The sequence below is a fragment of the Paraburkholderia ferrariae NBRC 106233 genome (assembly GCF_000685035.1).
GTDB classification, from domain to species: domain Bacteria; phylum Pseudomonadota; class Gammaproteobacteria; order Burkholderiales; family Burkholderiaceae; genus Paraburkholderia; species Paraburkholderia ferrariae.
On the sequence record NZ_BAYB01000016.1, the window covers coordinates 20,721 to 29,239 of the forward strand.

The following is an 8,519-nucleotide window of genomic DNA, read 5'->3' on the forward strand; positions in this document are numbered from 1 at the left end:
TGCGCCACAGCCTGCGCCGCGTCGGCCGCAGCCTTCGCGTGTCGCACCGCGTGTCACACCTTTACCCACTCATCGACGGAACCCGCACCTCATGAGCCGACTGATCATCGTGTCGAACCGGGTCGCCCCCATTTCCGAGGGCGGCCCGGCTGCGGGCGGCCTTGCGGTGGGCGTCTACGACGCGCTCAAGGAAACCGGCGGCATGTGGTTCGGCTGGAGCGGCGACGTGCTCACCTCGGGCCAGCCGCAGATCCACGTGGAGGAGCGCGGCCCGGTGACTTTCGCCACCATCGGCCTCTTGCGCCGCGACTACGACCAGTACTACCGCGGCTTCTCGAACGCGACGCTGTGGCCCGCCTTCCATTACCGGGCCGATCTCGTCCAGTACGACCGCCACGAATACGCGGGCTATTGCCGGGTGAACGCCTGGCTTGCGCAGCAGCTCGTGCCGCTGCTGCGCGAAGACGACGTCATCTGGGTCCACGACTATCACCTGATCCCGTTCGCGCAGGCGCTGCGCGCGGCGGGCGTGAAAAACCGCATCGGCTTCTTCCTGCACATTCCGTTTCCGGCTTCGCAGGTGCTGATCGCGGTGCCGCCGCATCGCGACCTCGTCGAGGCGCTCTGTGCGTTCGACCTGCTCGGTTTTCAGACGAAGCCGGACCTGCGCGCTTTCTGCGACTACATCGTCAACGAGGCGGGCGGGGCGGTCGAGCGGCAGCCGGACGGGCTCACGCGCATCGAAGCCTTCGGCAGGCGGCTCCTGGCGAACGATTACCCGATCGGCGTCTATCCCGACGAAGTGGCGGAACTCGCGAAGGACGGCGAGCGCGGCAAGCCGGTGCGCACGCTCAAGGCCACGCTGCACGGCCGCAAGGTGATCATGAGCGTGGACCGGCTCGACTACTCGAAGGGGCTCGTGGAGCGCTTTCGCGCCTTCGAGCGCCTGCTCGACCAGCATCCGGCCGAGCGCAACAAGGTCTCGTTCGTGCAGATCGCGCCGCCCACGCGCGCCGACCTGCACGCGTACCAGGACATCCGGCTCAAGCTCGAAGCGGAGTCGGGCCGCATCAACGGCCGCTTCGCCGAACTCGACTGGACGCCGATCTGGTACATCCATCGCCAGTACGAGCGGGCGGTGCTCGCGGCGCTGTTCCGGGCTTCGCACGTGGGCTATGTGACGCCGCTGCGCGACGGCATGAATCTCGTCGCCAAGGAATACGTCTCGGCGCAGGACCCCGAGAATCCGGGCGCGCTGGTGCTTTCCTGTTTCGCCGGCGCCGCGCAGGAGCTGACCGGCGCGCTGATCGTCAATCCGCTCGACATCGACGGCATGGCCGACGCGCTGGCCGCGGCGCTGGCGATGCCGCTCGAGGAGCGTACGGCACGCTATCGGGACATGATGGCGCAGTTGCGCGAGAACAATGTGTCGGTCTGGCGCGACCGCTTCATGCGCGAGCTCACGCAGATCGGCGAGCGTCGCGGCGTGGCGCTGCCGGTGGCCGAAGCGGCGCGCGGCGAGGCGCAAGACCGGGTCTGAGGGCGCGCGCCGCCCGGCCGGGTTGCCCCGACGGCGGCGCGCCGCGCAGAAAAAAGCCGCTTCCTGCTGGAAGCGGCTTTTTCGTTTCTGGTGCCCGCGTGCCCGCGTGCCTGAGGGCGCGGGCGCCGCGGCTCAGGCGACGTGCTTCTCGTCCGCCTTCTTGCTGCCGAGATGCAGCGTGGAATGCTTGCCGTACTGCTTGGCGAGCAGGTCGCGATACAGGCCCGGGCGGTTGCGCAGTTCCTCGGGGGTGCCGTCGTCGATCACCTTGCCGGTGCTCATCACGATGATGCGGTCGAAGTTCTGCAGCGTGGAGAGCCGGTGCGCGATGGCGATCACGGTGCGGCCGACCATCAGCCGGTCGAGCGCCTGCTGGATCGCTTCTTCGGAGGCGCTGTCGAGTGCCGAGGTCGCTTCGTCGAGCAGCAGGATCGGCGCGTTCTTGAGGATCGCGCGCGCGATCGCGATGCGCTGGCGCTGGCCGCCCGAGAGCTTCACGCCGCGGTCGCCGACGATCGTGTCGTAGCCTTCCGGCATGGCCTCGATGAAGTCGGCGCAGCGCGCCTCGCGGGCCGCGGTGAGCACTTCGTCGCGGCTCGCCTCGGGGCGCCCGTAGGCGATGTTTTCGTAGATCGAGCGGTGCAGGAGCGAGATGTCCTGCGGCACGAGTGCGATGGTGTGACGCAGGCTGTCCTGCGTGACCGCGGCAATATCCTGGCCGTCGATCTTGATCGCGCCGCCCTGGAGTTCGTAGAAGCGCTGCAGGAGGGCGAGCACGGTGGTCTTGCCCGCGCCCGACTTGCCGATCAGGCCCACGCGCTGGCCGGCCGTGATATGCAGGTCGAAATGGTCGAGGATGGCCTTGCGGTGCGGATAGGCGAAGGTCACGTTCTCGAAGTCCACGCGGCCGCCCTGGGCGACGAGCTCGGTCGCGTCGTCGCGGTCGGGCATGCCGTGCGGCTCCAGCAGGGTCTGGACGGCTTCGGCAAGCCGCGCGACGTGCTGCGTCACATCGACGAGCGCCACGGCGAGATCGCGCGTGCCGTGCAGGATCGTGAAGCCGAGCGAACTCACGAGCACGATGTCGCCCGAGGTGGCGCGGCCCTGGTTCCAGAGCCAGAGCGCCCAGCCCAGCAGGCCGGCCGAAAGCATGGCCGTGATCACCGCATGCAGCAGGCGCAGCTTTTCGAGGTAGAGCAGGCTCGTGCGGCGCGCGTCCAGCTCCGCCTTCACGGTGCTGCGAAAGCGCACCTGCTCGCGAAAGGTCATGCCGAAGGCGCGCACGAGCGCCATGTTGCCGATCACGTCCACGAGTTCGCCGTCCACGGCCGCCGCCCGGGTGGCGAACGCGTGATGGCGCGAGGAGCCGCGCCCGGCCAGCTTGAAGAGGATCACCGAGAGGATGGCCGAGCACAGCAGCAGCACGCCCGCCATCAGCGGATTGACCGCAATGATCATGACGATCGCGCCCGCCACGGCGATGCACGGCGGCAGCACGTTCCACGCCGTGGTGTTCTCGGCGGTGTAGATCGCGTTCGAGGTCGCGGTGATCCGGCTCGCCAGCGTGCCGGGCTGCTTCTCGGCGTAGTAGGTGGGCGAGTGGCCGCTCAGGTACTGGAAGAGATCGCGCCGCAGGTCGCCCGTGACGGTGACGAAGGTGTGGGCGGCGAACCAGCCCCCCACGCGCCAGAGCAGGTTGTCGGCGGCAATCAGGCCCACGAGGATCGCGAACGCGGTCCACAGCGGCCCCGGGTGATGGCGGCCGGCGCCGAGCACGTCGATCAGGTGCTTGATCGCGTACTGCGAGGCGAGGGCGCAGCCCACGGCCGCGAACACGCTCGCGAGCACGATGGCGTGCGCGACCGGATGGCGGCGGATGTAACGAAACAGGAACGCGAGCGGCCGCCGCGCATAGCTCGCGAGCTTTGCGTTGTGGGCGTTACGCTGGGCGATGGTCAGATGTTCCAATTGATCGGTGGTCGGTCTGACGGAGCTTCGTCCGTGCAAGGTGAAAAGGATAGGGGGTGCGCGTTAGCGGCAGCCCACGACGGACTTTCCCGCATTGTAAACACCCCTCGCGCATGGTGCATCGCCCATGTCTGCGGGACGCGAATCATATCGCGACGGCATGGCCGGCGATATGCGTTGGCCAACGGGTGTTGCAGGAGCGGTTCAAGGGGCTTTCGGGGCCGTTTTAGCGATACAATTACGGATTGCATTCACGACGGGTGGGGCGCTTTGCCTGAGCGGCCCCGAGCGCCACCCCGAACGACCCGGCGGGGTCAGATGATAGCCCGTCATGGCACGCTGCGATGCAGCAAACCGCAAGGCTGCCCTCGCAATTGCCGTGCCTCAAGTGAGGCCAGCCTCTCCGGATACGAGCCCCTAATCTAGAACTATGTTTTAAAACAGGGGGTTGCGGAGTGTTTCTGGTTTGTAACAATGTAAAGTATTTGAAATGTTCTAGCCGGCAGGCGTCCCGAACCGGGATAATGCCGACTCGAATAGCGTAGGGAATCTGACAGCTTGTATGTCAACGACCGCGAACCCTGCGCGTTTACCGCCTGAGCCGTTCCGTCCGTTCGCTCGATGTTCGACTAACGCGGCGGCCAGTGTGCCGGCAAAGCCGGCGCGGTGAGCGGTATGGAACGCCTTGGGTGGTGTGCGGCAAGGGTGCCGGCGCCGACGAAGGTCGATTGTCAAACTTGCAGTACTTTGCCCGATTTATTACGAGGAAGGAGTTCACCACTATGCGAATCGCTCAAATCGCTCCGTTGCACGAGGCGGTTCCTCCCAAGCTCTACGGCGGCACGGAACGGGTGGTCTCCTACCTGACCGAAGCTCTCGTCGAGCAGGGTCACGACGTCACGCTGTTCGCAAGCGGCGATTCGATTACCTCGGCAAAGCTCGAAGCGTTCTGGCCGCAGGCGCTGCGCCTCGACCCCACGATTCGCGACGTGATGGCTCCGCACATGCTGCTGCTCGAAGAAGTGCGCCGCCGCGCGGACGAATTCGACGTGCTGCATTTCCACATCGACTACTACCCGTTCTCGCTGTTCCAGCGTCAGGAAGTGCCGTTCGTCACGACGATGCACGGCCGCCTCGACCTGCCGGAACTGCAGCCGATCTTCAACGCGTTCAGCGACGTGCCGGTCGTCTCGATCTCGGACAACCAGCGCATCCCGCTCCAGCAGGCTTGCTGGCAGCAGACCGTCTACCACGGCTTGCCGGAAGACGTGCTCAAGCCGATCCCCAACGTCGAGCCCGGCTATCTCGCATTCCTCGGCCGCGTTTCGCCGGAGAAGGGTCTTGACAAGGCGATCCGCATCGCCGGTCAGGCGGGCATGAAGCTCAAGGTCGCCGCCAAGATCGACAAGGCCGACCGCGCCTACTACGAAGAAGTCATCAAGCCGCTGATGGCGCTGCCGCACGTCGAGTACATCGGCGAAATCGGCGAGCACGAAAAGCGCGAGTTCCTCGGCAACGCGCACGCACTGGTGTTCCCGATCGACTGGCCGGAGCCCTTCGGCCTCGTCATGATCGAAGCCATGGCCTGCGGGACGCCGGTCATCGCGTTCAAGCGCGGGTCGGTGCCGGAAGTCATCGAGAACGGCGTGTCGGGCTTCGTCGTCGAAGATGAAATCGGCGCAGTCGCAGCAGTCAAGCGCCTGTCCACGCTGTCGCGCGAGAAGGTGCGCGCCGCGTTTGAAGCCCGTTTCTCGTCGAAGGTGATGGCGCGCAACTACGTCGCCGTGTACGAAGAACTGCTGCGCCAGAAGCGCCGCACCGTGCTGCGCGAAGTCGCGGCCGGCTAAGCTTTTTCCCAGGATCTTCCGGTCCTGCGTCGAAGCGGCGTCGCCCGCTCCGACAGGGTTTTCCGCAACGCCCCAGTGCCTGTGCACCGGGGCGTTGTCTTATGTGCGCACGGGCGTGAGGGCGCGCGGCAATGTCCCTATAATGGCCGTGCTGCAAGACCAGCGGCGAGCAGCGGCCACCAGCGGCCACCCAGCGCGAACGAATGCATTGCATCGGATCGCAGCATGGGCAGACGCCCTTGACGACGATCGACAGGAGAATACCTTTGGCGAGATCCCGACCGACGCCCACGGTCGCCGTACCCGGCGCCGGGACGATGTTCGCCCTGCGGGCGATCGGCCTCATGATCCTCGCGCGATGGCTGTTCTCCATGTCGCAGATGAACTTCATCGCGGCGCTCGAAGGCATGGCTTCGTCGCCGTGGGCGTGCATCAACCTCGTCTTCCTCTTTCTCCTGATCGCGCTGCCCGGCGCGAAGGCGCGCGTCGAGCGGCCGTTCCATCCGCTGCCTCAGTGGCTGCGCCAGGCGCTGCGCTTCTTCGGCCTGATCGGCTGCCTGTTCGCGCTCTGGTCGATCGGCGCCTTCGTTTGGACTGCGGGCTGGCGGCGTGCCGTGCACACGGTCGCGGCCACCAACGGCTGGCTTGTCGCCGCCCCCGCGCTTTTTGCCGCCGTGGTATGGATCTGCCGCCCGCGTGCGCTCTGGCGCACCAATATCGCCGCTCGCCGCTTTGCGATTGGCCGCTACGCCGTCTCCATCGATAGCGCTACGCGCACCACGGTGGTCTGGCTGGAAAGCCGCAAGCTCGGTCAATACGACGCGCGCGAACTTTCGGTGCGCTGGCCGCGCGGGGGGCAGGCGGCAGCATCGCCTGTTGCGCCGGCTGCTTCCACTTCTCAGACCTCTCCGGCTTCCGGGGATGGACCCGGCGATGCCGTGCTGGCGGCCACGCCGCCTGTTGTCGATGCGCCATCGTCATCTGTGCCGTCCGTTCCGGCCGCTGGTGCGGCTGCCGCGCCTGGTGCGGCGCACGGTCGGCCGACCGTCGAATTGCTGTGGGACTCGCCTGCCGCGGCAGGCCACAATCGCCAGACCGTGTTTCGAGTGCGGCTCGCGACCGAAAGCGATCGGGTGGCCGCGCGCGCGCTCGATGCGGCGCTGAAGCAGGTCTGAGTTTTTCGGCATCGCCCGGCGCGCAGCGCCGGAGAGCCTGGCTATCCCTTCACGCCGTGCCCGCCGTCCAACCGGAGGAGTTGCGATGATCTCAAGCTGGTTGCTTGCCGCCGTTCACCTGCTCGCTTTCGGTTTCGCGCTTGCCTCGATCCTGCGGCGCTCGCGCGGCCTGCGCCGCTGCACTTCCACGGAAGATTTGCCGGTTATCTTCAGCGCGGACAACGGCTGGGGCCTCTCCGCCGTCGTTTTGATCGTGACCGGTGCGATGCGTGCGTTCGGCGGCTTCGGGAAGGGCGCTTCGTATTATTTTCACGAGCCGCTTTTTCACGTGAAGATGGGCGCGCTGGTGCTGATTCTTCTGCTCGAGATCGCGCCGATGATGGCGCTCCTGCGCTGGCGCCTGGCCGTGCGCCGCGGCGATGTGCCGGACCTGACGGGGGCGCCGAAGTATGCGCGCATCGGCGCATGGCAGACCATATTGCTGGTGGTGATGGTGTTTGCGGCCTCGGGTATGGCGCGCGGTATCGGGCTCGATACGGTGGCGTGAGGGTGTGAGGTGTGCAATCGCGCGCGTCTGAGATCCCGCAGGGGGACGACCAGGGCGAACGACCTGGCACGGCTGACGTACGGAAAGCGATGAGACTGCAACGAAGTCTCCGTGCCGATCTCGCACACCGGCCCGCAAAACGGAAAAGGGCTTATGTCTTTCGACATAAGCCCTTTATTCCTCGGTGCTTGTCTTTACCAACACCAGAATTCTGGTGGGTAGTACTGGGATCGAACCAGTGACCCCTGCCGTGTGAAGGGGCGGCATCGCGCAGGATGGGCGCAAGTATAGCGCAAAAGAAACGCAATTCGAGAGCAATCAAAGCCGTTGGCTGCAATACAGCCCTTTGGTGGTCTTCGTTGGGTGCGCCCATCCCTATCCACCATCCGGCCTTCGCCGGAGCCGCCATGGCCGGGAATTCAAGCCGATGTTAGAAAATCGCGGGGTCGGCGGGTTCACGGCACGACGTTGACAGGGGCGCTAGGCAAGAATAGACGGCGCCTCATTTGGGGGGATGCCTCGCCGTCTTAGGTTGTCGCATTGGCCCCGCCAGCCTGCACGGGTCCTTCCCAGCGCAATGCGTTATGCGGGCGCGAAGACGCGCGAAATCGCAGTAGCTAAGGGTCCGCAAAGGTGTCCGCAGTTCGCAACCCTGAGCGGCTACAGGTCTGCGTAGCGGGGCTTTCAGGCCGCCGCATGCGAACCAACATGCGGACAAAAACGCGAACACTGCGGACATTTTTGCGAACTTTGCGGACTTTCCAATGCGCCATTCGCGCACCTTCGCCATAGGGCGCAACATACGTTGCGACGACATTCTTTTCTCCCACCTGTTTGAAAACGGCCACGACGAATCGGACGAAACCGGAAACGCCTGAGCGAATCTTCCGACCGAAAAATCGCGACAAGAATGACATCGAGTCAAGCGTGCGAAGCCGCGATTTTCTTTTGACAATCGTTTGCATATTTTCAGCATTTGTCTGATTGACGCTGCATGCGGTGCGCCATAGCGTGGTGCGACCCTATCGACACAGGACCGCACCGAACCCATGACGAGCAACCCCGCACCGCATAAGCCACAGACACCCAAACCGCCCGCCATCAAACAACCGGCCTTTGCCTTCCCCTTCCAGCGCAAGGCACAAGGCAACGGAGGGGCATCCGCACAGTTCACCGACGAGCACGATATCTTCCGGCTTCTCGTCACGAGCGAGCCATCCGGCGCGTATCTCGTGAGCCGCAAGGGCATGTGGCACGGCGGCATTCACATTACTGAGGGTGGCGCGGGCCAGGCGCTCGACCTTGACGCGGGACTACGCTGCATCGCGGACGGCGAGCTGATCGCGTATCGCGCCAACAAGGACTACCCGGCAAGCGACGTTGTGCTCGCCGGTAGCAGTGCGCCGTTTCAGGCCCCCTACAGTACCGGCTTCGCGCTGGTA

The 8,519-nt window shown here is 65.4% G+C and carries 5 protein-coding genes and 1 pseudogene; 5 read left to right on the forward strand and 1 reads right to left on the reverse strand.

The features are described from left to right. Window positions 1-91 precede the first annotated feature (91 nt). Window positions 92-1,540, forward strand: coding sequence for an alpha,alpha-trehalose-phosphate synthase (UDP-forming) (gene otsA / locus BFE01S_RS19295; RefSeq protein WP_028226908.1), 1,449 nt, complete (start codon window positions 92-94; stop codon window positions 1,538-1,540). 132 nt (window positions 1,541-1,672) lie between these two features. On the opposite strand, the gene BFE01S_RS19300 is transcribed toward otsA, so the two are convergent. Then, on the reverse strand, window positions 1,673-3,508 hold the full coding sequence (locus BFE01S_RS19300) for an ABC transporter ATP-binding protein (RefSeq protein WP_028226909.1): 1,836 nt from the start codon (window positions 3,506-3,508) through the stop codon (window positions 1,673-1,675). A 782-nt stretch (window positions 3,509-4,290) separates the two neighbouring features. Between BFE01S_RS19300 and BFE01S_RS19305 the strand changes: the two genes are divergently transcribed. From BFE01S_RS19305 to BFE01S_RS39315, 4 genes and pseudogenes are all read left to right on the forward strand, one after another. Next, the gene (locus BFE01S_RS19305) at window positions 4,291-5,355 is read left to right on the forward strand and encodes a glycosyltransferase family 4 protein (protein WP_028226910.1); all 1,065 of its coding nucleotides are present in this window, start codon (window positions 4,291-4,293) and stop codon (window positions 5,353-5,355) included. Between the two features lie 266 nt (window positions 5,356-5,621). Continuing rightward, the gene (locus BFE01S_RS19310; RefSeq protein WP_028226911.1) at window positions 5,622-6,530 is read left to right on the forward strand and encodes a hypothetical protein; all 909 of its coding nucleotides are present in this window, start codon (window positions 5,622-5,624) and stop codon (window positions 6,528-6,530) included. Between the two features lie 85 nt (window positions 6,531-6,615). Then, window positions 6,616-7,077, forward strand: coding sequence for a DUF2214 family protein (locus tag BFE01S_RS19315; protein ID WP_028226912.1), 462 nt, complete (start codon window positions 6,616-6,618; stop codon window positions 7,075-7,077). Window positions 7,078-8,126: 1,049 nt separating this feature from the next. Further along, a pseudogene (locus BFE01S_RS39315) lies at window positions 8,127-8,519 on the forward strand (glycoside hydrolase family 19 protein); the annotation flags it as partial.